Source organism: Buttiauxella cochleicola, from assembly GCF_021282435.1.
Lineage (GTDB): Bacteria > Pseudomonadota > Gammaproteobacteria > Enterobacterales > Enterobacteriaceae > Buttiauxella > Buttiauxella massiliensis.
In genome coordinates this window covers 165,563-189,904 of record NZ_JAJSOT010000009.1, presented here as the reverse complement: position 1 = coordinate 189,904, position 24,342 = coordinate 165,563, and the positions used below count along the sequence as shown (strand labels likewise).

26 protein-coding genes and 1 pseudogene are annotated in these 24,342 nt (G+C 48.4%); 22 read left to right on the top strand and 5 right to left on the bottom strand.

Annotated elements, in window-relative coordinates; genetic code table 11:
• Nucleotides 1-54 precede the first annotated feature (54 nt).
• From LVQ77_RS19165 to LVQ77_RS19155, 3 genes are all read left to right on the top strand, one after another.
• Nucleotides 55-459 (top strand): dTDP-glucose pyrophosphorylase, encoded by a 405-nt coding sequence (locus LVQ77_RS19165; protein ID WP_232866648.1) that lies wholly within the window; start codon nt 55-57, stop codon nt 457-459.
• 211 nt (nt 460-670) lie between these two features.
• Nucleotides 671-1,315: a Qnr family pentapeptide repeat protein gene (locus LVQ77_RS19160; protein ID WP_232866646.1), complete on the top strand. Its 645-nt coding sequence runs from the start codon at nt 671-673 to the stop codon at nt 1,313-1,315.
• Between the two features lie 195 nt (nt 1,316-1,510).
• Entirely contained in the window at nt 1,511-2,371 is an 861-nt protein-coding gene (locus tag LVQ77_RS19155; protein WP_232866644.1) for a PA4780 family RIO1-like protein kinase, read from the top strand.
• Between the two features lie 78 nt (nt 2,372-2,449).
• Here LVQ77_RS19155 and LVQ77_RS19150 read toward each other — a convergent pair whose 3' ends face one another.
• On the bottom strand, nt 2,450-3,973 hold the full coding sequence (locus LVQ77_RS19150; RefSeq protein ID WP_232905244.1) for a sensor domain-containing diguanylate cyclase: 1,524 nt from the start codon (nt 3,971-3,973) through the stop codon (nt 2,450-2,452).
• A 272-nt stretch (nt 3,974-4,245) separates the two neighbouring features.
• Between LVQ77_RS19150 and LVQ77_RS19145 the strand changes: the two are divergent.
• From LVQ77_RS19145 to LVQ77_RS19135, 3 genes and pseudogenes are all read left to right on the top strand, one after another.
• Nucleotides 4,246-4,720, top strand: a pseudogene (locus LVQ77_RS19145) (FHIPEP family type III secretion protein); the annotation flags it as partial.
• Between the two features lie 551 nt (nt 4,721-5,271).
• Nucleotides 5,272-5,796 (top strand): rhodanese family protein, encoded by a 525-nt coding sequence (locus tag LVQ77_RS19140; RefSeq protein WP_154152856.1) that lies wholly within the window; start codon nt 5,272-5,274, stop codon nt 5,794-5,796.
• Nucleotides 5,797-5,879: 83 nt separating this feature from the next.
• Nucleotides 5,880-6,059 carry a GDFGVC terminal motif YodC-like protein gene (locus LVQ77_RS19135; protein WP_232905243.1) on the top strand — a complete coding sequence of 60 codons (180 nt, stop codon included), beginning with the start codon at nt 5,880-5,882 and terminating at the stop codon, nt 6,057-6,059.
• Nucleotides 6,060-6,104: 45 nt separating this feature from the next.
• Here LVQ77_RS19135 and LVQ77_RS19130 read toward each other — a convergent pair whose 3' ends face one another.
• Entirely contained in the window at nt 6,105-6,392 is a 288-nt protein-coding gene (locus LVQ77_RS19130; protein WP_232866637.1) for a DUF2623 family protein, read from the bottom strand.
• 333 nt (nt 6,393-6,725) lie between these two features.
• Here LVQ77_RS19130 and alaE point away from each other — a divergent pair, with 333 nt between their 5' ends.
• Nucleotides 6,726-7,181, top strand: a complete 456-nt coding sequence (gene alaE, locus LVQ77_RS19125) for an L-alanine exporter AlaE (RefSeq protein ID WP_064513254.1) — start codon at nt 6,726-6,728, stop codon at nt 7,179-7,181.
• A 38-nt stretch (nt 7,182-7,219) separates the two neighbouring features.
• Here alaE and LVQ77_RS19120 read toward each other — a convergent pair whose 3' ends face one another.
• The gene (locus tag LVQ77_RS19120; RefSeq protein WP_034457410.1) at nt 7,220-7,561 is read right to left on the bottom strand and encodes a DUF2002 family protein; all 342 of its coding nucleotides are present in this window, start codon (nt 7,559-7,561) and stop codon (nt 7,220-7,222) included.
• A 160-nt stretch (nt 7,562-7,721) separates the two neighbouring features.
• Here LVQ77_RS19120 and LVQ77_RS19115 point away from each other — a divergent pair, with 160 nt between their 5' ends.
• The gene (locus LVQ77_RS19115; RefSeq protein WP_232905242.1) at nt 7,722-8,048 is read left to right on the top strand and encodes an ElaB/YgaM/YqjD family protein; all 327 of its coding nucleotides are present in this window, start codon (nt 7,722-7,724) and stop codon (nt 8,046-8,048) included.
• Nucleotides 8,049-8,152: 104 nt separating this feature from the next.
• On the opposite strand, the gene pdxR is transcribed toward LVQ77_RS19115, so the two are convergent.
• Entirely contained in the window at nt 8,153-9,484 is a 1,332-nt protein-coding gene (gene pdxR, locus LVQ77_RS19110) for a MocR-like pyridoxine biosynthesis transcription factor PdxR (RefSeq protein WP_232905260.1), read from the bottom strand.
• Between the two features lie 131 nt (nt 9,485-9,615).
• Between pdxR and LVQ77_RS19105 the strand changes: the two genes are divergently transcribed.
• The 14 genes from LVQ77_RS19105 (at nt 9,616) to emrB (ending at nt 23,726) form a co-directional block, all read left to right on the top strand.
• On the top strand, nt 9,616-10,044 hold the full coding sequence (locus tag LVQ77_RS19105) for a carboxymuconolactone decarboxylase family protein (RefSeq protein WP_232866635.1): 429 nt from the start codon (nt 9,616-9,618) through the stop codon (nt 10,042-10,044).
• A gap of 208 nt (nt 10,045-10,252) precedes the next feature.
• Nucleotides 10,253-10,489, top strand: a complete 237-nt coding sequence (gene nrdH, locus LVQ77_RS19100) for a glutaredoxin-like protein NrdH (RefSeq protein ID WP_232905241.1) — start codon at nt 10,253-10,255, stop codon at nt 10,487-10,489.
• Nucleotides 10,486-10,896 (top strand): class Ib ribonucleoside-diphosphate reductase assembly flavoprotein NrdI, encoded by a 411-nt coding sequence (gene nrdI / locus LVQ77_RS19095; protein WP_232905240.1) that lies wholly within the window; start codon nt 10,486-10,488, stop codon nt 10,894-10,896. Before nrdH ends, nrdI begins: the two co-directional genes overlap by 4 nt.
• Nucleotides 10,869-13,016, top strand: a complete 2,148-nt coding sequence (gene nrdE / locus LVQ77_RS19090) for a class 1b ribonucleoside-diphosphate reductase subunit alpha (protein ID WP_232905239.1) — start codon at nt 10,869-10,871, stop codon at nt 13,014-13,016. Before nrdI ends, nrdE begins: the two co-directional genes overlap by 28 nt.
• Nucleotides 13,017-13,025: 9 nt before the next feature.
• Nucleotides 13,026-13,988, top strand: a complete 963-nt coding sequence (gene nrdF / locus LVQ77_RS19085) for a class 1b ribonucleoside-diphosphate reductase subunit beta (RefSeq protein WP_232866626.1) — start codon at nt 13,026-13,028, stop codon at nt 13,986-13,988.
• Between the two features lie 442 nt (nt 13,989-14,430).
• Nucleotides 14,431-15,630 carry a glycine betaine/L-proline ABC transporter ATP-binding protein ProV gene (gene proV / locus LVQ77_RS19080; RefSeq protein ID WP_232905238.1) on the top strand — a complete coding sequence of 400 codons (1,200 nt, stop codon included), beginning with the start codon at nt 14,431-14,433 and terminating at the stop codon, nt 15,628-15,630.
• Nucleotides 15,627-16,706: a glycine betaine/L-proline ABC transporter permease ProW gene (proW, locus tag LVQ77_RS19075; RefSeq protein WP_232905237.1), complete on the top strand. Its 1,080-nt coding sequence runs from the start codon at nt 15,627-15,629 to the stop codon at nt 16,704-16,706. Before proV ends, proW begins: the two co-directional genes overlap by 4 nt.
• 54 nt (nt 16,707-16,760) lie before the next feature.
• Nucleotides 16,761-17,753 carry a glycine betaine/L-proline ABC transporter substrate-binding protein ProX gene (proX, locus tag LVQ77_RS19070; RefSeq protein WP_151995079.1) on the top strand — a complete coding sequence of 331 codons (993 nt, stop codon included), beginning with the start codon at nt 16,761-16,763 and terminating at the stop codon, nt 17,751-17,753.
• Between the two features lie 118 nt (nt 17,754-17,871).
• Complete coding sequence (locus LVQ77_RS19065) at nt 17,872-19,047, top strand: MFS transporter (protein ID WP_232905236.1); 1,176 nt, start codon at nt 17,872-17,874, stop codon at nt 19,045-19,047.
• A gap of 124 nt (nt 19,048-19,171) precedes the next feature.
• On the top strand, nt 19,172-19,912 hold the full coding sequence (locus LVQ77_RS19060; RefSeq protein ID WP_151995077.1) for an AzlC family ABC transporter permease: 741 nt from the start codon (nt 19,172-19,174) through the stop codon (nt 19,910-19,912).
• Complete coding sequence (gene ygaH, locus LVQ77_RS19055; RefSeq protein WP_232866616.1) at nt 19,909-20,250, top strand: L-valine transporter subunit YgaH; 342 nt, start codon at nt 19,909-19,911, stop codon at nt 20,248-20,250. Before LVQ77_RS19060 ends, ygaH begins: the two co-directional genes overlap by 4 nt.
• Before the next feature lie 84 nt (nt 20,251-20,334).
• Nucleotides 20,335-20,865 carry a transcriptional repressor MprA gene (gene mprA, locus LVQ77_RS19050; RefSeq protein WP_151995075.1) on the top strand — a complete coding sequence of 177 codons (531 nt, stop codon included), beginning with the start codon at nt 20,335-20,337 and terminating at the stop codon, nt 20,863-20,865.
• Nucleotides 20,866-20,999: 134 nt separating this feature from the next.
• Nucleotides 21,000-22,172 carry a multidrug efflux MFS transporter periplasmic adaptor subunit EmrA gene (emrA, locus tag LVQ77_RS19045; RefSeq protein ID WP_232905235.1) on the top strand — a complete coding sequence of 391 codons (1,173 nt, stop codon included), beginning with the start codon at nt 21,000-21,002 and terminating at the stop codon, nt 22,170-22,172.
• Nucleotides 22,173-22,187: 15 nt separating this feature from the next.
• Nucleotides 22,188-23,726 carry a multidrug efflux MFS transporter permease subunit EmrB gene (gene emrB, locus LVQ77_RS19040; protein WP_232866611.1) on the top strand — a complete coding sequence of 513 codons (1,539 nt, stop codon included), beginning with the start codon at nt 22,188-22,190 and terminating at the stop codon, nt 23,724-23,726.
• A gap of 63 nt (nt 23,727-23,789) precedes the next feature.
• Here the strand turns inward: emrB and luxS are convergent, their stop codons facing one another.
• On the bottom strand, nt 23,790-24,305 hold the full coding sequence (gene luxS / locus LVQ77_RS19035) for an S-ribosylhomocysteine lyase (protein ID WP_232865707.1): 516 nt from the start codon (nt 24,303-24,305) through the stop codon (nt 23,790-23,792).
• Nucleotides 24,306-24,342: the final 37 nt, after the last annotated feature.

The window sequence follows — 24,342 nt, the reverse complement described above, 5'->3', positions numbered from 1 at the left end:
TGACTGGCACAAGCTGCTGATACGGAACCTACCTTGTTTATGGAGAAGGAATTAATGACTGAATCATCACTCCTTCCACTGTCTTTCCCCATGCCGGAAATCCCAGGCGTTACCGTGACGCATGGCGGGCTGCATTATCTGCAACCTGAATTGCTACTGGATTTTATTAGTGTCTCGGCGCTACCGCTGGCTTCTGTCACCCCGGTTGCGGTGCTCTACGCTGATATCGGCGTCTTGCAGCGCATTGAATTACGTAAAATCCCTGTCCCGATAAAAGGGCGCATTATTTATCCTGTCAGTTCTCAGGCGCTCCCTAGTCTGCGCGCAAGGCTTATCATTAATGGGCCCTTCAAAAAACTGAAATTCCAGGGCACGTTGATTGCAGCGACGGCAGAGCCATCAGTGCAAAATATGACGCTCATTGGCCTGGCGCTCGAGTTTACAGCCCTTCCGCTATAATTTCAGGCAACGTCTTACTGCCATATATTCAGAATCGGCAATGCGCCAAATCCTATGTTTATCCACCTTACGATTACTGAATTGTGGGTTCTGTCTCACTCTTAAAGGCCTACTACGCCCTACACGAAAAACGTGCTGCAAACCGATTTCCCACCACCTTAATTCGGGTTACAATCAATTAATGACTGTATAAATAAACAGGTTAATTACTATGAATCTGGCTTTAAATGGCGAAAAGATTGGTCGTAATCAGTTTACCGGCGCGAAAATTGAAAACAGTACTTTCTATAACTGTGACTTTTCAGGGGCTGACCTGACGGGTACAGAGTTTATTGGCTGCCAGTTTTACGACAGGGAAAGCCAGCAAGGTGGTAATTTTAGCCGGGCAATACTGAGGGATGCTGCCTTCAAGAGCTGTGATTTATCGATGGCTGATTTCAGAAACGCAAACGCATTGGGTGTTGAAATCCGCGAGTGTCGGGCCCAGGGCGCAGACTTCCGTGGTGCAAGCTTCATGAATATGATCACAACACGCACCTGGTTTTGCAGTGCATACATCACCAAAACCAACCTGAGTTACGCCAACTTTACTAAGGTAGTGCTTGAGAAGTGTGAGTTGTGGGAAAACCGCTGGAATGGCGCTCAGATACTTGGCGCGACCTTTAGTGGCTCCGATCTCTCCGGGGGAGAGTTTTCTTCATTCGACTGGCGCGCAGCAAACTTTACCCATTGCGATTTAACCAACTCAGAATTGGGTGAATTGGACGTACGCGGCATCGACTTACAAGGAGTAAAACTGGATAATTATCAGGTGATCCAAATCATGGAGCGACTGGGAATAACAATTATCGGCTAGGGCTGCATGATGCAGCGGGTTTCAACTTTCAAACACCTGGTACGCTGTATGACATATGTACAATTTAATGCAGCCATGCAGACAAACAATTAAATACATGCATTTACGTTATCTCTCCAGATTACGCCCTCTTTTTCTCGTATCATCGGCTGTGTTATTGGTACGAAAAGCGGATGAAATAAGGTATAAAGCGGCATGAAAATTCCAAATCGAATCCAACCGCTGGTTGATGATGGCCTGGTTGACGATGTGCTCCAAAGGCTGAAGAGCGGCAAAGAAGCCGACGTTTACACTGTGTTATGCGGTGGCAATATCCAATGCGCCAAAGTTTACAAAGAAGCATCACAGCGTAGTTTTAAGCAGGCCGTACAGTACCAGGAAGGGCGAAAAGTCCGTAACTCTCGCAGCACCCGAGCTATGCAAAAAGGCTCGAAATTCGGGCGCAAGCAACAAGAGGAAACCTGGCACACTGCGGAAGTCGATGCGCTGTTCCGTCTTGCTAATGCCGGGGTACGTGTGCCGCAGCCTTACATGTGTCTTGACGGCGTGTTGTTGATGGAGCTAGTGACTGATGCCGATGGTGCAGTGGCTCCGCGCCTAAGTGATGTGACGCTGGATGAAGAGAGCGCTATTGCTGATTTCAATACCATGATCCGCAATATCGTGCGCATGTTGTGTGCAGGCATTGTGCATGGTGACTTGTCTGAGTTTAACGTACTGCTTGATGCGCAAGGGCCTGTCATTATCGACTTGCCGCAAGCCGTCGACGCCGCCGCAAACAACCATGCTGAGTCCATGTTTGAGCGCGATGTGAATAACATCACCGAATACTACGGCCAGTTCGCCCCGCATCTGTTGAAGACACGCTATGCAAAAGAGATCTGGGCGTTATATGAAGACGGGAAATTAACGCCAGAAACACCGTTGACCGGGCTTTTCGTCGAAGAGATCCATGATGTGGATATGGATTCATTGATTGATGAAATCATTACCGCAGAAGATGAGTATTACGACCGTCAGCGAGCAGCCAAAGAGCGCGACCAACAGTACGAATGATGAATAAAAAAGCCCGCATAGCAAAAGTTATGCGGGCTTTTTTGTCTTTCCAACCTTAATCGCTAAGGGCAAATACTCTCAACTTAATGGTGGATAAATACAGTTCTTTCCTGATTCCTTCGCTTCATATAACGACTTATCTGCTGAAGCAACAATTTCATCCAGTGTTTTACCATCCCCGGAACTGGCTATTCCACAGCTAAATGTGACCGTTAGATTTTGCTCGCGCCATTTTCTGCGACTAACGGTATAACGCCAGCTATCAATAATTTCATAGCATTCAGCAAATGTGATTCCGCAGAAGATGGCGACCAGCTCTTCACCGCCAAAACGATAAATAGAATGAGTACCACCTAAACGTTCAAGCCCAATCTTACTTACATGCTGTAAAACGAAATCACCCGTCGGGTGACCATAGGTATCATTAATTTTTTTAAAGTTATCTAAATCAATCATCGCCAGATGGAAAGGTGTATTTGAACGAACCAGGTTAAGGGCGTCCTCTTCAAACCTGCGGCGGGAACCTATTTTCGTCAGGGTGTCGGTACTTGCAGCCTGTACTGCCTCTTTCAGAGTTTCATTTTTTTTAGCCAACCCCTGACATAACCCGGCAAAATTATGTGGCAACTCATTCACATCATCATTAATATTTTTATAAAGTGTATCGATCCACTGCTTAAAGTATGCTCTACAAATCAGGGCCATAATGAAATAGCAAAATATACAGGCCAGAATGACATATACCAGCACAATATAGGAATCGTTTAATAATTTATCGTACTCTTTAATATCAACCGAGGTGAAGGCAATCCAGTCGGGGTTTTGATAGGCCTGATAAAAAACAATCTTGTTGTTTACTTCGTCTCTAAAGTAGCCCGTAGAGTCTTTTGCTTCTCTAATCCACGAATCTGGTACGGTTCGGTTAAAAATATCCTTAACATTGGAGGACATAATTACAGAGCCATCCATTGCTGCGACCTTGAAGTGACCATTATAGGGGACGATAAGCCCCTGCATATTATTGCTCATAGCAACAAAACTCAGATCAAAGGCAATATTACCGATAAATTCAGAATGTTTATCAAAAAGATTCATACTCACGCTTATCGATTTATCTTTCTTTTTTCCAGAGTTGGTTTTTTTTGCCGAAGTATAAGGTTCAGAGTAGAACACTTGATCTTTAAAACCATCCCGGTGATACCAGGGGCGCGAACTTGGTTTATAATTTTCTAATTCAAAAGGTGGATAAAATTTGTAGTTATCTTGATTATCAGAAATGAGTACACTCGACAGCATTTCGTTTGCATTAACTAAAGATGGAATGAGTAAATTCAATTCAGCGTTATTAGAAGAAATGTACTGATTTATATCATATTTATCGATAACACCTGACAAGGAACTAAACAGGACATTAATTTTTCTTATTGGGTTTTCAATGCAGTTATGGGCGCTATTTGATGTAAACCTGTACATAGTTTCATCAAAATGATTTGATGTATTGATTCGAATGTAGAAGAAAGAATAAATAGAAATTAAAAAAAATGGCGCAAGTACAACAGAAATTGTTATTGCCAGAGCGCGTTTTGAAGTTAGTGTTAACATGAGTAAGGAATTCTTAGTTGTTATGCAAAGAAACAGCATAATTCAATAACTATTAAATAGACTTGATGTCTATGATTTAACCATTGCATTCTAAACAAATAACAAATCAATCACTTTTTAATACTCATAAACATGATAAACATCCAGTTAATCGGGCGACTATTATCGTATAACCTATTAAAATAGCAAGCAGTGCTACCCGTGTGGTGTTATTGCATGGTCACGAAAGCGAAGGTGCCCCCGGTAACGTGATTGACGCCTTTAGCCAAGTAGTTATCGGCGGTATCTGTATCGGTCTATTTTCCCATAACCTCGATGCTGGCCACTCATTCAAACAGTATGTTTTGCTGTCCATCGTTGATAGTCTGATCGCGCAAATTCCTTCCCTGCTACTTTCTACTGCTGCAGCAATTATTGTGACCCGAGTGTGTGACAGTAGCGACATCAGTACTGAAACTAACACGCAATTCCTGGTGCGGAGCGGAACTATACGGAGAAATCGATGGGGTGCAGGATACAAACTCGGCTTATGATATGACGATTACCCTGATATTACCGGAGCAAAAAGCGAAGGCGGTGAATCTGGGTTATCAGGTGGTGGATTGTGCAAGCGTCGTCGCAACTCACGTCAATAAAATAGCGCGTAATTACTTGCCTGAGTTGTTTAATTACGACGAAATCACTCATCTACATCATCCCTTGAACCAGCAGGCACCTAAACTGGTAGAAGATTTGGTTGCCAACTTATATATCCTTTTCAGACCCTCTGTTTGGCTCTCATAGCTAACCCCGTACCAATTACTTCTCTGATATATATATGACCAATAATAGTAAGATGATATAAACAATTAAGCATACTGCAATGTGTATAGATCATCACTTGAGGAGCAGTAGTAATATAATCATTATGTTATTCGTCATCTACAATGGTAAATGCCGTCCAATAAATGTCAGTAAAAACGGTAATAATACGTTTACTTGTCGTAGCCCCCTTATAGGTCGACATATTTTTCAATTAATTTTAGTAACACTGGCTTATGGAATATATCTTTGATGTTCGCACTCATAATGGTACAGCCATATTTTTAGGGCGATTAAAACTTCCCTTCAAAAGGCTCTACTACACTTTCAATGCAGCACTCATAGTACCCAGATCCAGGCCAGGTCCTATAGTTTGATATTCCTGCACCTCTTCATCGATGATCTACCGATCAAAAACTTCCAAAAAACCGTGCATTCCTTTTTCATTTATCGTCTCCTTAGCTCAGTAAAAGCACTCTATTGCCAATAGGAACAACATGACTATCGAGACTATTTCCCCCGCACAGGCCAAAATTCTGGTCGCCCAAGGAGCCGCGTTGATTGATATCCGCGAGCGGGATGAACATGCGCGTGAGAATATCCCTGAGGCGCATTTGCTCTCTCTTTCGGCCATTGAAAACGGTGACCGCCTTGGCCCGTTCGACCCTTTCGATACTGTGATTTTTCATTGCCAGTCCGGCATGCGCACCACGCAAAATGCTCAAAAGCTGGCTGATGCTGTGGCTCCGGCGAAAGTATTGATCCTCACTGGTGGGTTAGATGCCTGGAAGAAAGACGGGCAGGAAATTCTTGCGGATAAATCACAACCATTACCTTTGATGCGCCAGGTACAAATTGCTGCGGGTACGTTGGTGCTTGCAGGCGTAGTGTTGGGTTACGCAGTACATCCAGGTTTCTTCTTACTCTCAGGATTTGTCGGCGCAGGTTTGCTCTTTGCAGGTATAAGCGGTTTTTGTGGCATGGCGCGTCTGCTCGAAAAAATGCCGTGGAACAAACGTTAGGTTAAATCGACATATACCCTGCAGCTTTGGGCTATGGTTAACCATAGACGTTGTTTATTTATCTTCGTTGAAAGAGGAAAACTATGTTCAAACCAGGCGATCTGGTGCAGCCCAAAAAAGGCGGCCCAAAATATGAAGTTCTGGATGTTCAGGGAGATACTCTGTTCTGTACGCCCAGAAGCATTTTGACAGGCGAAACAGTCACCTTAAAGGCAGAAGACGTTGCGCTGTATAAAGAAGATGACGATTTTGGCGTTTGCTAATGCCTATCTCAGGCGGGTCTTGTTTTGCCCGCCAAACAACGTTTCTCAGTAACCTCTGTCATAACCTGCAAAAAAGCATTTCACTGCGGTATCCGCATTCACTTCTTTGAAAAAATCAGCCACCAATTCTTTGTCGAGATTGTAGCGACGAGTCAACACCCCTGCTTCCCATGCGGCCCGTTGGCGGTCGCCCGTCTGTTCTGAAATACGATGGCTGAACCCCAGCACAAATCCGCGTTTATAGTCCGGGCAAAAGCGAGTGACTCTGGTGACACTGTCAGCTTCACGGGCTTTCAGCCCTGCCATCAATCCCTTTCCAAAATGATTATCCATTTGAATGCTCCTGTTGATTACATCGCTATATAACAAATTATATAACGATTTTTCAGGCCCTGGATAGCCTTAAAAATGAGGCAACGCATGAAAAATTAACCATTTGATTTTAAATAAAAAATTAATAGCCAAACGACAAAATCAGGAAACTCTGCCTGAGATGTCTCATTTAGCGGATTTTATTGACGAAATGCCTTTAAATAAAAATTTATCACTAATTGTCTAATTGCATGCAGGGATATAATCTAGCCGCCATAAACAAATCATTTATTAGCACTACCATTTACACCAAATGGCAGTGTATATCGCTAATTATCATGCGGAGTTGGAATAATGTTTTCTCCTGAGTCACGCCTGCGCCATGCAGTCGCAGATACTTTTGCGATGGTAGTGTATTGCTCGGTTGTGAACATGATGATTGAAATCTTTCTCTCAGGCATGAGTTTTGAGCAATCACTCTCTTCGCGCCTGGTCGCCATTCCCGTAAACATCCTGATTGCCTGGCCATACGGTTTTTACCGTGATGCATTTATGCGTTTTACCAAACGCTACAGCCAGGCCAGTTGGGCGAAAAATCTCGCCGATGTACTGGCTTACGTGACGTTCCAGTCACCTGTATATGTTGCTATTTTGTGGTCGGTCGGAGCTGACTGGAATCAAATAGTCGCGGCGGTAAGCTCAAATATCATCGTCTCAATGCTTATGGGCGCTGCGTATGGCTATTTTCTTGATTATTGCCGTCGCTTATTCCGTATCAGCGGTTATCGAAGCGCAAAAGCAGAGGTGTGATAGCGTTGAGGCGTGAACCCAACAACGCCTCATTCGAATTAGTGCTCGCCAAATAAGCCAGACAAGTAACGTTCCAGGGCAATGCGTGAACTAAATCCATGCGGAATACCGTAATGCTGATGAGTTTCACCAGCCAGATAGAGTGGAAATTGCTGATAATGATCGCAGGTTTTTACATCTGTCGCAGGCTCTGCCAGAGTCTGGCTTCGTTCTTTTAACGTGGGGTGAATGATCAAAGCTGTTCGCCCCATCCGCGCCTCACGATTTACATAAACGTAGTTTTCCCCACGCCGGTATCCGTAGGTTTTCGGTGTCACTATATCCATGGTAAAACCGGCTTTTTCAAGAACGCGGGCCACCTCATCAGGTCGTAAATACATATTTTTTCCTCGTCATCTTCTATTGCAGCGCAACCTTACAATAACCAGCATTAGCAACGCTTTCAGATTAGTCCATAAAGAAGGTGAAAGAGAGTGAACTGACTCATTACTAAAAATTATGGTCTACACTGAGTAGTACATCGCAAAAAGGGAGAAACCAATGTTTAACCGCGTAAATCGAAATGATGTAGACGAAGGCGTTGATGATATTAACCGTGACGTGAACCAACTAGCTGACACGCTGGAAGAGGTTCTTAAATCGTTCGGTAGCGATGTTAAAGAAGAAGGGGAAGCTGCCCGCGAAAAAGCGGAGTCTCTGCTTAAAGAGACAAGAGCTCGCCTTCATGGTCGCACCCGCGTAAAACAGGCTGCTTGTGATGCAGTAGGTTGTGCAGATACATATGTGCGCGATAAACCATGGCAGAGCGTGGGTATCAGCGCCGCTGTAGGTATTTTCATCGGGGCTTTATTAGCTTCCCGTCGATAATCCGAAAAGTGTAGTGATAATAAATATGCGTCTAACCCCGGAGCCACTTCCGGGGTTTTTTATATCCGTCATACCTCAAACTGCATCTTTGTGGCTGTTTGATTTCAGCTAATCGCATCGCGTAGTTGTTTAGCGGCTTTTAACGCCATAGTTTGTGAGGTGAGATTAGTAAAACTCATCAATATTCCCCCTTCCCCTTTTGAAACGATGCGCCAGTCGCTTAAAGCCTGCACCGCAAGCCCTGCATCGCGAGCTTTAGCCACCAGTACACGGTCATCATCCTTTACGCGCATCACCAGTTGAATACCTCCCGCCTGTGGGACGACATCAAACCCCTGTTGTTGCAATGCACTCTCCAGCCATACTCTTCGCTCGCTATAGCACAAACGCATCTTTTTCAGATGCCGCCAGAAATGCCCTTCGCGCAGGAAATCTGCAATGGTTTGCTGAATCAACAATGGAGCGGTGCATGGCAGAAAATGTGTGTGCTGTGAAAATGCCTCAACCTCCTGTTGCGGCACCACCAGCCAGGCGACGCGTAAAGCGGGAAACAAAGATTTGCTGAACGTTCCTGCATAGATAACGCGCTGCGGACCATCAAGGCTTTTTATAGGCGGCAGCGGTTTTCCGTGGTAGCGGAACTCACTGTCGTAATCGTCCTCAACAATCCAGCTATGATTTGTCGCAGCCCAGTCAAGCAACTGGTGACGGCGAGTTATTGATAAAGCCACGCCCAGCGGGCTTTGATGAGCCGGGGTCAATAGTGCAAAACGCGCATCTGGGAAATGGTTAATACCATAATCAATCTGCATCCCTTCACCATCGACTGGCACCGGATGTAATGCCATGCCTGCTTCTGAAAATACCGGGCGCACATAGCGATAACCGGGATCTTCGAGCCAGACTCCGTCACCAGGTTTGGCAAGTGTATGCACAACCAGCCTCATTGCAGCCTGAAAACCTGCGGTGATAAAAATCTGCTCCGGCTGGCAGTCGATGCTGCGTGAGAAACGCAAATAATCGGCAATGGCCTGGCGCAATGTCGATTCCCCGTTCGCTTCGGGTAACACGAGATCGTAGCGTGTTTGCAGACGTAAGCGCCGTCCCATAATTCGCGCCCACAATGCACGTGGGAATGCATCCAGCGCGGGTAAACCCACCTGGAACGGACGTGGTGTACCTTGCGGTTGGCTGGTTATCGTCTCTGGGTTATTTGCGCCTTTCGTCACCGACAAGCTGACAAAGGTCCCTGCCTGGCCGCGTCTTTCCAGCCACCCTTGTGCAACCAGCTCCCCGTAGGCATTTTCCACGGTTGCCCGGGCCACCCCAAGTTCCAGCGCCATGGTGCGACTTGATGGCAAGCGGCTTCCGGCAACCAGCTCGCCATCACTGATAGCCTGCTTAAGCTGCCTCGCGATTTGCTGGTAACGCGGAATCGAATGGTGAGCACTCACTACGGGTTCAATCGACTTTGCCATTATGGCCTGCTTTATTAGTTAATTTATGGCTCTCTTTAGTAGTCCATCATAGTGTTAAATTGCCCGCACACCAACACGAGGATTACACCATGATTGAATTACGCCAGCCTTACTACGACCTTTCCCCAGCCGTATTCAAGCCAATGCTTCAGGCACTGAAAGGTCTGGAGTCGAGCTCACTCGGCTCGACCCTGATTGAACTTGTTTTCCTGCGCGTCTCGCAAATTAACGGCTGCGCCTATTGCCTCGAGATGCACTCAAAAGCACTGCGCAAAGATGGCGTAGACCAGACCAAGCTAGATGCATTGGCGGGCTGGAAAGTGAGTAATCACTTCAGTGAAAAAGAGCGCGCGGCATTAGCCTGGGCCGAAGCCATCACTCTTATCACTGAAGGCGCGGAAGATGCGGTTTATCAGCCACTACTGCAATTCTTCACCGCACAAGAGATTAGCGATCTTACTTTCACTGCAAGTCTGATGAATGCGTTCAACCGCCTGGCGATCAGTATGCGTATGTAGTTTTTTCTGGTCGGATTGGCGCAGCGACGCCCGCACCATAGTGGTGGATTTGCTAGCGCTAATCCACCCTAAAAATTCTTTTTTCCCGCAACCCGCCCCGCTCATCACCTTTTCTATCCTTATTCAAAAATACTATATCTTGTATGGTTGATTATTTTATTACCCACATCTAGTATTCATATTCTCAACAACAGAGAGAATAAGAATCATGCGCATTACCATATACACTCGAAATGACTGTGTTCAGTGCCATGCCACCAAGCGGGCAATGGAAAGCCGTGGGTTTGATTTTGAGCTGATTAACCTCGATTTACACCCGGAAGCCGCTGATGAATTACGGGAAAAAGGTTTTCGCCAGTTGCCTGTTGTGGTCACTGAACAAGAGAGCTGGAGCGGATTCCGGCCGGATATGATCAACCGCCTGCGCTTACGAGCCACTGCATGAGCAACCTCGTCTACTTCACCAGCACCTCGGAAAATACTCTGCGTTTTGTCGAACGCCTGGAATTACCCGCGCTGCGCATTCCGCTGGATTTCAAACAGCGGCTGATCGTTCCAGAGCCTTATATTTTGATAGTGCCAAGCTACGGCGGTGGCGGTATTGCCGGTGCCGTACCGGCCCAGGTGATTCGATTTTTAAATAATCCGACAAATCGCTCGTTACTGCGCGGTGTGATTGCCAGCGGTAATCGTAATTTCGGCGAAGGATTTTGCCGGGCGGGCGACGTGATAGCCCAGAAATGCCAGGTGCCGTATCTCTATCGTTTTGAGTTACTCGGCACCGAGCAAGATATTGAAAACGTGCGTAAGGGAGTCAACGAATTTTGGCAACGACAGAAGCTATCAGCGTAATGGCGACGGAAAGCGCGGATTATCACGCACTCAACGCCATGTTGAATCTTTATGATTCCGCAGGCCATATCCAGTTTGAGAAAGATAAGCTGGCGGTAGAGCAATTCCATAAACAACATGTGCTACCCCGCTCGCGCCAGTTTCCCCACCAGCAAGCTCGCCTCGACTACCTGGTGGCAGAAGGTTATTACGACAATGCCGTGCTACAACGCTATGACAGTCGTTTTGTCGTCACGTTGTTTGAGAAGGCGCTCAACAGTGGTTTCCAGTTCCAGACATTTCTCGGCGCCTGGAAGTATTACACCAGCTACACACTGAAATCTTACGACGGTAAAGAGTATCTGGAACATTTCCCGGACCGTGTGTGCATGGTGGCGTTAACACTGGCGCAGGGTAACGAAAACCTCGCCACGCAATTGATGGATGAAATGCTCAGCGGCCGATTCCAGCCTGCCACGCCCACTTTTCTGAACTGTGGGAAAATGCAGCGCGGCGAACTGGTGTCCTGCTTCTTGCTGCGAATAGAAGACAATATGGAGTCGATTGGTCGCGCGGTAAATTCCGCATTGCAGCTTTCTAAGCGTGGCGGTGGCGTAGCTTTCCTGCTCTCTAATTTGCGTGAAGTTGGCGCGCCGATCAAACGCATCGAAAACCAGTCATCCGGTGTTATTCCGGTTATGAAAATGCTGGAAGATGCGTTTTCTTATGCCAACCAGCTCGGTGCGCGTCAGGGCGCGGGCGCGGTTTATCTTCACGCCCATCATCCCGATATTTTGCGTTTTCTCGACACCAAACGCGAAAATGCTGATGAAAAAATTCGCATCAAATCGCTCTCGCTTGGCGTGGTGATCCCGGATATCACTTTCCAGTTGGCGAAAGATAACCAGCCGATGGCGTTGTTCTCGCCTTATGATGTCGAGCGTATTTACGGCAAGCCGTTTGGTGATATTGCCGTCAGCGAACTTTACGAAGAAATGCTGGCAGACGAGCGTATTCGCAAGACCTTTATTAATGCGCGTGATTTCTTCCAGACACTGGCCGAGATCCAGTTTGAGTCCGGTTACCCGTACATTATGTTTGAAGACACGGTAAATCGCGCAAACCCGATTGCCGGGCGCATTAATATGAGCAACCTGTGTTCGGAAATTTTGCAGGTGAACAGCGCGTCAACTTATGACGAAAACCTCGATTACGCGCAGATAGGCAAAGATATTTCCTGCAATCTCGGCTCACTGAATATCGCCCACACCATGGATTCCCCGGATTTTGGTCAGACTATCGAAGTCGCAATTCGCGGGCTGACGGCGGTTTCCGATATGAGCCACATTCGCTCAGTACCGTCGATTGAAGCAGGAAACGCCGCGTCACACGCCATCGGCCTTGGGCAGATGAATCTCCATGGTTATCTGGCGCGCGAAGGCATTGCTTACGGTTCGCCAGAGGGTCTGGATTTTACCAATTTCTATTTTTATACCGTGACCTGGCATGCAGTACGCACATCCAATTTACTGGCACGAGAACGCAAACAGCGCTTCGCTGGTTTCGGGCAATCACGTTATGCGAATGGCGAATATTTCCGCCAGTATCTGCACGAAACATGGCAGCCAAAAACCGAGAAGGTGCGCGCGTTATTTGCCAAAGCTGGGGTCACCATTCCCACCCGCGAACAGTGGCAACAGTTGCGTGACGACGTAATGGAATACGGCCTGTATAACCAGAATTTGCAGGCTATCCCGCCGACGGGTTCCATCTCTTATATCAACCACGCAACATCAAGCATCCACCCGATAGTGTCGCGTATTGAGATTCGCAAAGAAGGCAAAATCGGGCGCGTTTATTATCCGGCTCCGTTTATGACTAACGACAAGCTGGAGTTTTACCAGGATGCCTACGATATCGGCCCGGAAAAAATTATCGACACCTATGCGCAAGCCACTCGCCACGTTGATCAAGGTTTATCGCTGACGCTGTTTTTCCGCGATACCGCCACCACTCGTGACATTAATAAAGCGCAGATTTATGCCTGGAAAAAAGGCATCAAAACGCTTTATTACATTCGCTTGCGCCAGATGGCACTGGATGGAACGGAGGTGCAGGGCTGTGTGTCCTGCGCTTTATAAGGAGAAAACATGACTCAGTTAACCCGCGTAAGTGCCATCAACTGGAACAATATCGAGGATGAGAAAGATCTCGAAGTGTGGAATCGCCTGACCAGCAATTTCTGGTTGCCGGAGAAAATCCCACTGTCGAACGATATTCCGGCCTGGCAATCGCTCAGCGATGAAGAACAGCAACTGACTATCCGCGTGTTTACCGGGTTGACGTTACTGGACACTATTCAGAATACGGTTGGTGCGCCGGTATTAATGAATGATGCGATTACGCCGCATGAAGAAGCCGTTTTGTCTAACGTGAGCTTTATGGAAGCGGTGCACGCCCGCTCCTATAGCTCGATTTTCTCAACGCTTTGCCAGACTAAAGATGTTGACGCGGCGTATGCGTGGAGCGAAGAAAACCCGCCGCTACAACGTAAGGCGCAAATTATCCTCGCTCATTACCACGCCGATGACCCATTGAAGAAGAAAATTGCCAGCGTATTTCTGGAGTCTTTCCTCTTCTATTCTGGATTTTATTTGCCGATGTACTGGTCGAGCCGTGGCAAATTAACTAACACGGCTGACCTGATTCGCCTGATTATTCGTGACGAAGCGGTGCACGGTTATTATATCGGTTACAAATTCCAGAAAGTGCTGGCACAGCAAAGCATTGAGCGCCAGACCGAGCTGCAAAACTTTGCCCTCGATTTGCTGATGGATCTTTACGATAACGAAGTCGCTTATACCGATGCGCTTTACGGTGATGTGGGTTGGCAGGAAGAGGTGAAAGCCTTTCTTTGCTACAACGCGAATAAGGCGTTAATGAACCTGGGTTACAACGCGCTATTCCCGCCAGAAATGGCAGAGGTGAACCCAGCGATACTGGCAGCACTCTCCCCCAATGCGGACGAGAATCACGACTTTTTCTCGGGTTCTGGCTCATCGTATGTAATGGGGAAAGCGGTGGAAACAATCGATGAAGATTGGGATTTTTAAAACCTTCATACTTCGAGCCGCAGGTGCGTTGACTGCACCCGCGCACCCCAGTCACATAGTTATCTATGCTCCTGGGGACTTGCGGCTTTGTCGCCTTCCTTCAACTCGAATTATTTTGGTTTCTTATCGTAATTTATGCCAAATAAACCGCACATTTCTGGCGTTGATATTTTAATTAAATACTACAAAATTGCTGTTTACATTTTTGCCTGAATATCGCGCTATTCAGGCAAATTTCGCCTTCGCTTACAAAAAATATCATCTTTCTCTGATTTGCTCTCAGCCCTTTACTCATGGGAAATTCTGCCCACTCAAGCCGCGTGGATATTCGATATATCGGAAATCGAGGGTTGTCTCAGACTCTGAGTATGTTAGGGTATATGCAGTGAATATTTCCATCAGGAATTGTGTATAAATATAAATACAGGAATAACTTTATTGCATGGCAATTAAACTTGAAGTGAAGAATTTATATAAGGTATTTGGTGAGCACCCACAGCGCGCATTTAAATATATTGAAAAGGGTATTTCAAAAGCTGAACTACTGGAAAAAACAGGGCTGTCGCTTGGCGTAAAAGACGCCAGTCTGGCAATTGAAGAAGGCGAGATTTTTGTCATCATGGGGTTATCGGGTTCCGGTAAATCCACCATGGTTCGCCTTCTCAATCGCCTGATTGAACCAACCCGTGGGCAGGTACTGATTGATGGCGTTGATATCGCCAAAATATCAGAATCAGAACTCCGCGAGGTTCGCAAAAGTAAGATCTCCATGGTATTCCAGTCATTTGCTTTGATGCCTCATATGACAGTGTTAAATAACACTGCCTTTGGCATGGAATTAGCGGGAATTCCGTTGAAAGAGCGTCAGGAAAAAGCACTGGATGCATTACGTCAGGTAGGGCTTGAAAATTATTCCCACGCTTATCCTGATGAGCTTTCTGGCGGTATGCGCCAACGTGTTGGTTTAGCCCGTGCATTGGCAATTAATCCAGATATATTATTGATGGATGAAGCCTTCTCCGCACTCGATCCATTAATTCGTACTGAAATGCAGGATGAATTAATTAAATTACAGGCTAAACACCAACGTACCATTGTATTTATTTCCCACGATTTAGATGAAGCAATGCGTATTGGTGACCGAATTGCCATTATGCAAGGTGGTGAAGTAATACAGGTCGGCACACCGGATGAAATTCTCAATAATCCGGCAAATGATTATGTACGCACCTTCTTCCGCGGTGTGGATATTAGTCAGGTATTTAGCGCTAAAGATATTGCGCGCCGAAGCCCTGCTGGTCTATTGCGTAAAACCTCCGGTTTTGGCCCTCGTTCTGCGCTGAAATTGCTGCAAGATGAAGACCGTGAATTCGGTTATGTCATCGAACGCGGGCAAAAATTCCTCGGTATTGTCTCGACCGACTCTCTTAAAGCCGCACTCGCTGCGGGCGAGGGTCTGGACACCGCTTACCTCGAAACGCCAGCGGCAGTTTCCGCTGATACGTCTCTGAGCGAGTTGCTCACCCATGTCGGCCAGGCTCCATGCGCGGTTCCGGTTATTGGGGAAGAGAGTCAGTACGTGGGTATCATCTCAAAAGGGGTGCTACTCCAGGCGTTAGATCGTGAAGGGGTAAGTCAATGAGTGAAGCAAATCCGTGGGATACCGGCAGTGCGGCTGCCGATACAACAACCAACCATGCCGCTGCAACCGCAGATGCATGGGGCAGCCAGGCGGCATCCACGCCTGCTGCAACTGGCAGTGCAGACTGGCTGAATTCAGCCCCTGCGCCACAGCCAGAACATTTTAATATTCTCGATCCGTTCCATAAGACGCTTATCCCGCTCGATAGCTGGGTAACTCACGGTATCGACTGGGTGGTGACGCACTTTCGCCCGGTGTTTCAGGGTATTCGCGTGCCGGTGGATTATATCCTCAGTGGCTTCCAGCATTTCTTGCTGGGGATGCCTGCACCAGTTGCCATCATCCTGTTTGCGCTGATTGCCTGGCAGATGTCGAGCCTGGGTATGGGTATCGCAACGTTGATTTCACTGGTGGCGATTGGCGCGATTGGTGCCTGGTCACAAGCTATGGTGACGCTGGCGCTGGTGCTGACGGCCCTGATGTTCTGCATGATAATCGGCCTGCCGCTAGGGATTTGGCTGGCACGCAGCGAACGGGCAGCAAAAATAATTCGCCCATTATTGGATGCGATGCAAACCACCCCAGCGTTTGTTTATCTGGTGCCAATCGTAATGCTGTTCGGTATCGGTAACGTGCCTGGCGTGGTGGTGACGATTATCTTTGCCCTGCCGCCAATTGTGCGCCTGACGATTCTGGGTATTAAGCAGGTGCCGGAAGATCTAATTGAAGCCTCGCGTTCGTTTGGCGCAAGCCCGCGCCAGATGCTGTTCAAGGTTCAGTTACCGCTGGCGATGCCGACCATTATGGCGGGCGTTAACCAGACACTGATGCTGGCACTTTCGATGGTGGTTATCGCCTCGATGATTGCCGTTGGTGGTCTGGGCCAGATGGTTCTGCGCGGTATTGGCCGCCTCGATATGGGTCTTGCGACCGTCGGCGGCGTCGGCATCGTGATACTGGCCATTATTCTCGACCGCTTAACTCAGTCCATTGGCCGCGATTCGCGCAGCCGTGGCAACCGCCGCTGGTTCAATACCGGCCCAATTGGTCTTTTGACCCGTCCCTTCATCAAATAAACATGATGGCGGCATTCGTGCCGCCTCACGCCCACCACCAAAACAGGAATAACGATGCGACACACGACTCTTTTCGCGACAGCTCTTGCCACACTCGTTACCACCAGCACTTTTGCCGCTGACTTGCCGGGTAAAGGCATTACGGTTCAGCCAATTCAAAGCACCATTTCTGAAGAATCCTTCCAGACACAGCTTGTCAGCCGTGCCCTTGAAAAACTGGGTTACACCGTAAATACGGCAAGCGAAGTGGATTACAACGTGGGTTACACCTCGATTGCTTCTGGCGATGCCACATTTACCGCAGTGAACTGGCAGCCACTGCATGACGATATGTATGCCGCTGCGGGTGGCAGTAACAAGTTTTATCGCGAAGGCACCTATGTGACCGGCGCGGCGCAGGGTTATCTCATTGATAAAAAGACCGCAGATAAATACCACATCACCAACGTTGAGCAGTTAAAAGATCCGAAGATTGCCAAACTGTTTGACAGCAACGACGATGGCAAAGCCGACATGATGGGTTGTACGCCGGGTTGGGGTTGTGAAGCGGTGATTAACCATCAGAACGAAGCCTATAAGCTGGCCGATACGGTAACGGTTAGCCACGGTAATTATTCAGCGATGATGGCGGATACCATTGCGCGTTACAAAGAAGGCAAACCGGTACTGTATTACACCTGGACGCCATACTGGGTGAGCGATGTGCTCAAACCTGGGAAAGATGTGGTGTGGTTGCAGGTGCCGTTCTCGTCCTTGCCGGGTGAGCAAAAGAACATCGACACCAAACTGCCGAACGGCGCGAACTATGGTTTCCCGGTGAACACCATGCATATCGTGGCAAACAAAGCCTGGGCCGAGAAAAACCCGCAGGCGGCGAAACTGTTTAGCCTGATGAAACTGCCGCTGGCGGATATCAATGCCGAGAATGCGATGATGCATAACGGTAAATCCTCAGAAGCGGATATTCAGGGTCACGTTGATGGCTGGATTAAAGCGCACCAGGCACAGTTTGATGGCTGGGTGAAAGAAGCATTAGCGACGAAGTAAAACTTGTTATGGCGGGAGATGCACATCACCCGCCAATTTCCTACCGCACAATCTAACCCCTGCTTGCCTCAATTTTCGCTATCATTCGCGACCTGTCATTACCAACCGAAGAATAAGAATGAAAAATACTCACCACGGACTCAGCCCCGCGCTCATCGTCCTGATGTCTATCGCCACGGGTCTGGCCGTTGCCAGCAACTACTACGCGCAACCGCTGCTCGATACCATCGCCAATGCGTTTTCCCTGTCGATTAACCAGGCCGGGTTTATTGTTACCGCCGCGCAGTTGGGCTACGCGGCAGGCTTGCTGCTTTTGGTGCCACTGGGCGATATGTTTGAACGCCGCAGTTTGATTGTGTTTATGACGCTGCTTGCCGCAGGCGGCATGGTGATCACCGCACTGAGCCAGACGCTGTGGGTGATGATTCTAGGCACCGCGCTAACCGGTTTGTTCTCGGTGGTCGCACAAATTCTGGTGCCGTTGGCAGCCACGCTCGCCGAGCCTGAAAAACGCGGCAAAGTCGTCGGCACGATTATGAGCGGGCTGCTGCTCGGCATCTTACTGGCACGAACCATTGCCGGGTTGCTGGCAAGTCTCGGTGGCTGGCGTACCGTTTACTGGGTTGCCAGTGTGCTCATGGTTTTGATGGCTTTAGCCCTGTGGCGCGGCTTGCCGAAAGTGAAGACTGAAACGCATCTGAATTATCCCCAATTACTCTCTTCCGTATTCGGCCTTTTTATCAAAAACCCGCTGCTGCGAACGCGCGCGCTGTTGGGCTGCCTGACGTTTGCCAACTTCAGCATTCTGTGGACGTCGATGGCATTTTTATTGGCTTCGCCACCGTTTAACTTCTCTGAAGCTACGATTGGCCTGTTCGGCCTGGCGGGTGCCGCGGGTGCGCTGGGCGCTCGTCCAGCTGGCGGGTTTGCCGACAAAGGCAAAGCGCATCTCACCACCACAATTGGCCTGGTGCTGCTACTGCTGTCGTGGATGGCTGTCGCCATGGGTCAGTTCTCTGTGATAGCACTTATCGTCGGGATTCTGGTGCTGGATTTAACGGTTCAGGGTGTACATATCACTAATCAAACCGTTATTTATCGCATGATGCCGGATGCACGAAATCGCCTGACAGCCGGTTACATGACTAGCTACTTTATTGGTGGTGCCGCAGGTTCAGTTATTTCTGCCAGTGCTTATCAACATGCTGGATGGAATGGCGTTTGCGCGGCAGGTGCCATCATCGCCCTACTAAATTTAGTAGTGTGGTGGCGTGGCTATCACCGTCAGCCGTGATGGCACTAATCCTTTACATTCCCCTTGAATAATTTGGGGTATTAAGGGTCGTACCAGTCTGTTAAGGTTATCCCTGTTTGTTCATTCGAGTGACATTAACGTCAGAAATAGATAAATAGTTAATATGGATAGTCCTGCAGAAGTTCCATTAAATAATAATCAAAACGATGCTACCTGGGCTGAAGGGCTGAAAGACAGTTTACCGATTGTCATCAGTTATATCCCGGTAGCATTTGCGTTTGGGCTGAATGCCACAAAGCTAGGATTTACCCCATTCGAAAGTCTATTTTTCTCCTGCATTATTTATGCAGGCGCTAGCCAGTTTGTTATTACCGCATTACTGGCTGCGGGTAGCTCACTCTGGGTTGCAGCATTAACAGTAATGGCAATGGATGTGCGCCACGTCTTATACGGCCCTTCCCTGCGCCAACGAATCACTCGCCAGCTAAGTAAACCTAAAACCGCGATTTGGGCCTTTGGCCTGACCGACGAAGTGTTTGCTGCCGCAACAGCGAAACTGGTCCGTGATAATCGTCGCTGGAGCGAAAACTGGATGATCGGCATCGCATTCAGTTCGTGGTTTTCATGGATATTGGGCACCGCGTTAGGTTCATGGTCTGGTAATGGTTTGCTGGATAAATTTCCGGCGGTAGAAGCAGCGTTAGGCTTTATGCTGCCTGCCCTATTCCTGAGCTTCTTGCTGGCGTCATTCCAGCGTAAGCAATCCTGGACTGTTACCGCATCGCTTGCAGGCGCGCTGTTGGGCGTCACGCTGGTTTCGATTCCAGCGGCCATCCTCGCAGGCATTGTCTGTGGCTGTCTGGCGGCACTGATTCAGGCGTTTTATCAAGGAGAACCGGGATGAGTACACAAGTACTTTTGCTGGGTCTGCTGGTCGGGCTTGCCAACTATCTATTCCGCTATTTACCTCTGCGTATTAGGGCAAATTCGACACGCCCAGCCAAACGTGGTGCGACTGGCGTACTGCTCGATAGCATTGGTATCGCGTCAATTTGCGCTCTGCTGGTGGTCTCAAGTGTGCCTGAGATCATGCATGATGCGCAGCGTCTGGTCCCGACGTTAATGGGCTTTATCATTCTCGGGCTGAGTTATTACAAGACTCGCAGCATTATTATCCCGACGTTATTAAGTGCTCTGGGTTATGGATTAACCTGGAAACTCATGATGGTGATCGCCGTCTGACGATAAAAAACGTATAAACAATACATTTACTTTATTTGTCACCATCGTTATTATATCGACCGCAACTAATGAGGTTATGCCAAAATGGATAGTTCGTTTACGCCCATTGAACAAATGCTAAAATTTCGCGCCAAACGCTACGAGGAATTCCCATATCAGGAAGTTCTGCTGACGCGCCTGTGCATGCACATGCAGGGCAAGCTTTTGGAAAACCGCAATAAAATGCTGAAAGCTCAGGGCATTAACGAGACGCTATTTATGGCGTTGATCACTCTTGAATCACAGGAAAGCCACAGTATTCAGCCTTCAGAATTGAGCTGTGCTTTGGGTTCTTCCCGTACCAATGCGACCCGTATTGCCGATGAGCTGGAAAAGCGTGGCTGGATCGAACGCCGTGAAAGCGATAACGATCGCCGCTGCCTGCATCTGCATTTGACCGAAAAAGGTCAGGAATTCATACGTCAGGTGTTACCGCCGCAACACCACTGCCTGCATGAGCTGTGGTCTGCGCTGAGCGGTACGGAGAAAGAGCAGTTGGAAAATATTACCCGCAAACTGCTGACCCGCCTTGATGAAATGGACGAAAACCAGACTGTACTTGAAGCCGTGCGCTAAGTGCTGTCATCGCGTGAAATCGTAATACCCCAAAAAAGATGAATACCGACAGGCCAGCAACTTACCTTGCTGGCCTGTTGGGTCTAACAGGTCGGCTCAGCCGATCACTATAATAAAAAAGTGTGGAGATAAGCATGAGCGCACATGCGGAGACTCAAACCCCGCAACAGCCGGGTAACAAGAAAGGCAAACGTAAAGGTGCCTTACTTGTATTGACCCTGCTGTTTGTAATTATTGCTGTGGCATATGGGATTTATTGGTTTTTGGTGTTACGTCACTACGAAAATACGGATGATGCGTATGTGGCCGGTAATCAGGTACAGATAATGTCCCAGGTTTCCGGAAGCGTAACCAAAGTTTGGGCTGAAAATACCGACTTCGTTAAACAGGGCGATGTTCTGGTGACGTTAGACCAGGCTGACGCTGAGCAAGCTTTTGAGCAGGCACAAACCGTGTTGGCTTCAAGCGTGCGCCAGACACGTCAGTTAATGATTAATAGTAAGCAGTTGCAGGCCAATATTGCGCTGCAAAAGACTTCGCTTGCTCAAGCTCAAAGCGACCTTAATCGCCGTGTACCTTTGGGTAACGCAAACCTGATTGGCCGTGAAGAATTGCAACACGCCCGAGATGCCGTCGCGACGGCTCAAGCGCAACTGGATGTTGCCATTCAACAATATAATGCAAACCAGGCCATGGTTCTGGGTAGCAAACTTGAAGAACAGCCAAGTGTTAAACAAGCGGCTGCCGAGTTGCGTAACGCATGGATGGCGCTAGCCCGCACCAAAATTGTCAGCCCAATGACCGGCTATGTTTCACGCCGCGTTGTTCAGGTTGGTGCGCAAATTAGCCCAACAACTCCTCTGATGGCTATCGTGCCAGCAAGTGGTTTGTGGGTAGATGCGAACTTTAAAGAGACGCAGCTTGCGCATATACGTATTGGCCAACCTGCAACGGTGGTCAGTGATATTTACGGCGATAAAGTTGAATACACTGGCAAGGTCGTAGGTCTGGATATGGGCACCGGCAGCGCGTTTTCACTGCTCCCGGCACAAAATGCTACCGGCAACTGGATCAAAGTCGTTCAGCGCCTGCCAGTACGTATTGAGCTTGATGCGAAACAACTTCAAGAACACCCGCTACGTATTGGCTTGTCCACATTAGTTACCGTGGATACCAGCAACCGTGAAGGCAGTATTCTGGCTAACGAGACTCGTCACTCTCCGGTGTATGAAAGTAATGCGCGCGAACTTAACCTGGCACCTGCTAATGAGCTGATTAATAACATCATCCAGGCCAATGCGGGTTAACAAAGCGGAGGTTGTATGGCACAACAAAAACCGCTAGAAGGGGCACCGCTGGTCATCATGACCATCGCCTTGTCATTGGCGACCTTTATGCAGGTGCTGGATTCTACCATCGCCAACGTGGCCATTCCGACCATTGCCGGTAACCTTGGCTCATCTCTGAGCCAGGGGACCTGGGTTATCACTTCATTTGGGGTGGCCAACGCCATCTCAATTCCTATCACCGGGTGGCTTGCTAAGCGCTTTGGTGAAGTGAAGTTGTTTATGTGGTCGACGATTCTCTTCGTGTTGGCTTCATGGGCTTGCGGCGTGTCCAAAAGTCTGGAGATGCTGATCTTCTTCCGCGTTATCCAGGGGATCGTTGCCGGGCCATTGATTCCGCTGTCACAAAGTCTGCTGCTCAATAACTACCCGCCTGCTAAGCGAAGTATCGCGCTGGCGCTGTGGTCGATGACGGTCATCGTGGCACCGATTTGTGGGCCAATTCTCGGTGGCTTTATCAGTGATAACTACCACTGGGGTTGGATCTTCTTTATCAACGTGCCCATCGGGGCGGTGGTCGTTCTGCTGACGATGCAAACCTTGCGTGGGCGTGAAACCAAAACCGAGCAGCGCCGTATTGATGCCATCGGCCTTGCGCTGTTGGTGGTGGGTATTGGTAGCCTGCAAATCATGCTCGACCGCGGTAAAGAGCTGGATTGGTTTAACTCAACAGAAGTGGTCGTTCTGACAATCGTCGCGGTGGTGACGATAAGTTTCTTGATTGTCTGGGAGCTAACGGACGACAACCCGATAGTCGACTTGTCGTTGTTTAAGTCGCGAAACTTCACCATTGGTTGCTTGTGTATCAGTCTCGCCTACATGCTCTACTTCGGCGCAATTGTGTTGCTGCCGCAGCTATTGCAGGAGGTATATGGCTACACGGCAACCTGGGCAGGTCTGGCATCGGCACCGGTCGGGCTTCTTCCTGTGCTGCTGTCGCCGATTATCGGGCGTTTTGCTCATAAGCTCGATATGCGAAGGCTGGTGACATTCAGCTTTATTATGTACGCCGTCTGTTTCTACTGGCGTGCATATACCTTCGAGCCGGGAATGGATTTCGGCGCATCGGCCTGGCCGCAGTTTATTCAGGGCTTCGCTGTGGCATGTTTCTTTATGCCACTGACGACAATTACACTTTCCGGGTTGCCGCCTGAGCGTATGGCCGCTGCATCGAGTTTGTCGAACTTTACCCGAACCCTTGCCGGTTCGATTGGTACGTCGATAACCACGACGCTCTGGACTAACCGCGAGGCGTTACACCACGCGCAGTTAACGGAGTCCGTTTCACCGTTTAACCCAAATGCGCAGGAGATGTATTCAAAACTGGAAAATCTGGGGATGTCACCGCAACAAGCCTCTGGCTATATTGCGCAGCAGATCACCAATCAGGGGCTGATTATCTCAGCCAATGAGATTTTCTGGGTTTCTGCAGGAATATTTATTCTATTGCTGGGTTTAATCTGGTTTGCCAGACCACCGTTTGGTGCCGGTGGTGGCGGCGGCGGAGCGCACTAAGTCAGAAATACTAAAGGGGCCGATTGGCCCCTTTTTGCTATTGGCGCTTACGCCTAATCAGAACTAGATATGCAGCTCTTTGAGTGTCTCTTTCGGCAGAGCCAACTCTTCATTGCTGTTTACGCTTACGCCATGCTCAAGGATATGACGGGCGATATCCTGTGCTTCTTCCAGCGAGTGCATGTGGTAAGTGCCACACTGGTAAACATTCAGCTCAGGGATCTGGTTTTGCTCTTTCACCTTCAACACATCTTCCATTGCCGCTTTCCATGCATCAGCAACGCGAGTCTCTTCAGGTACACCAATCAAGCTCATGTAGAAGCCCGTACGGCAGCCCATTGGCGAAATATCAATAATCTCTACGCCATTCCCATTCAGGTGGTCACGCATAAAACCAGCAAACAGGTGTTCAAGAGTATGAATCCCTTTTTCTGGCATCACTTCCTTGTTCGGGATGCAAAAACGCAGATCAAATACAGTGATAGTATCGCCATGAGGCGTATGCATCGTTTTCGCTACACGCACTGCTGGTGCGCCCATGCGGGTATGGTCAACTGTGAAGCTATCCAACAACGGCATCTGATCACCTCCGATAAGTGATTTTTTTTAAAAATAA

Bases quoted from the DNA above. Each gene is read 5' to 3' on its own strand.
- LVQ77_RS19165 (WP_232866648.1), top strand. From the start codon at position 55: ATGACTGAATCATCACTCCTTCCACTGTCTTTCCCCATGCCGGAAATC.
- LVQ77_RS19160 (WP_232866646.1), top strand. From the start codon at position 671: ATGAATCTGGCTTTAAATGGCGAAAAGATTGGTCGTAATCAGTTTACC.
- LVQ77_RS19155 (WP_232866644.1), top strand. From the start codon at position 1,511: ATGAAAATTCCAAATCGAATCCAACCGCTGGTTGATGATGGCCTGGTT.
- LVQ77_RS19150 (WP_232905244.1), bottom strand. From the start codon at position 3,973: ATGTTAACACTAACTTCAAAACGCGCTCTGGCAATAACAATTTCTGTT.
- LVQ77_RS19140 (WP_154152856.1), top strand. From the start codon at position 5,272: ATGACTATCGAGACTATTTCCCCCGCACAGGCCAAAATTCTGGTCGCC.
- LVQ77_RS19135 (WP_232905243.1), top strand. From the start codon at position 5,880: ATGTTCAAACCAGGCGATCTGGTGCAGCCCAAAAAAGGCGGCCCAAAA.
- LVQ77_RS19130 (WP_232866637.1), bottom strand. From the start codon at position 6,392: ATGGATAATCATTTTGGAAAGGGATTGATGGCAGGGCTGAAAGCCCGT.
- alaE (WP_064513254.1), top strand. From the start codon at position 6,726: ATGTTTTCTCCTGAGTCACGCCTGCGCCATGCAGTCGCAGATACTTTT.
- LVQ77_RS19120 (WP_034457410.1), bottom strand. From the start codon at position 7,561: ATGTATTTACGACCTGATGAGGTGGCCCGCGTTCTTGAAAAAGCCGGT.
- LVQ77_RS19115 (WP_232905242.1), top strand. From the start codon at position 7,722: ATGTTTAACCGCGTAAATCGAAATGATGTAGACGAAGGCGTTGATGAT.
- LVQ77_RS19105 (WP_232866635.1), top strand. From the start codon at position 9,616: ATGATTGAATTACGCCAGCCTTACTACGACCTTTCCCCAGCCGTATTC.
- nrdH (WP_232905241.1), top strand. From the start codon at position 10,253: ATGCGCATTACCATATACACTCGAAATGACTGTGTTCAGTGCCATGCC.
- nrdI (WP_232905240.1), top strand. From the start codon at position 10,486: ATGAGCAACCTCGTCTACTTCACCAGCACCTCGGAAAATACTCTGCGT.
- nrdF (WP_232866626.1), top strand. From the start codon at position 13,026: ATGACTCAGTTAACCCGCGTAAGTGCCATCAACTGGAACAATATCGAG.
- proV (WP_232905238.1), top strand. From the start codon at position 14,431: ATGGCAATTAAACTTGAAGTGAAGAATTTATATAAGGTATTTGGTGAG.
- proW (WP_232905237.1), top strand. From the start codon at position 15,627: ATGAGTGAAGCAAATCCGTGGGATACCGGCAGTGCGGCTGCCGATACA.
- proX (WP_151995079.1), top strand. From the start codon at position 16,761: ATGCGACACACGACTCTTTTCGCGACAGCTCTTGCCACACTCGTTACC.
- LVQ77_RS19065 (WP_232905236.1), top strand. From the start codon at position 17,872: ATGAAAAATACTCACCACGGACTCAGCCCCGCGCTCATCGTCCTGATG.
- LVQ77_RS19060 (WP_151995077.1), top strand. From the start codon at position 19,172: ATGGATAGTCCTGCAGAAGTTCCATTAAATAATAATCAAAACGATGCT.
- ygaH (WP_232866616.1), top strand. From the start codon at position 19,909: ATGAGTACACAAGTACTTTTGCTGGGTCTGCTGGTCGGGCTTGCCAAC.
- mprA (WP_151995075.1), top strand. From the start codon at position 20,335: ATGGATAGTTCGTTTACGCCCATTGAACAAATGCTAAAATTTCGCGCC.
- emrA (WP_232905235.1), top strand. From the start codon at position 21,000: ATGAGCGCACATGCGGAGACTCAAACCCCGCAACAGCCGGGTAACAAG.
- emrB (WP_232866611.1), top strand. From the start codon at position 22,188: ATGGCACAACAAAAACCGCTAGAAGGGGCACCGCTGGTCATCATGACC.
- luxS (WP_232865707.1), bottom strand. From the start codon at position 24,305: ATGCCGTTGTTGGATAGCTTCACAGTTGACCATACCCGCATGGGCGCA.